This is a genomic window from Streptomyces mangrovisoli, assembly GCF_000974985.2.
Classification (GTDB): Bacteria; Actinomycetota; Actinomycetes; order Streptomycetales; family Streptomycetaceae; genus Streptomyces; species Streptomyces mangrovisoli.
Window position 1 is genome coordinate 1 of the sequence record NZ_LAVA02000193.1, and the last position, 201, is coordinate 201.

The following is a 201-nucleotide window of genomic DNA, read 5'->3' on the forward strand; positions in this document are numbered from 1 at the left end:
TCAACCCGGTCGAGTGGGTCTGGGCGCACGTCAAGCGCAGCCTGGCCAACCTCGCCGTCATGGCCCTCGACCGGCTCGAAGCCCTCGTCCGCAACCGGCTCAAACGCCTCCAATACCGGCCCGACACCCTCGACGGCTTCATAACCGGCACCGGCCTGACCATCGACAACCTCGCCTCACCTTGAAGCGCCGAAGTCAGTA

At 65.7% G+C, this 201-nt stretch carries 1 pseudogene; it reads left to right on the plus strand.

The features are described from left to right. A pseudogene (locus tag WN71_RS39360) lies at window positions 1-185 on the plus strand (IS630 family transposase); the annotation flags it as partial. Window positions 186-201 lie beyond the last annotated feature (16 nt).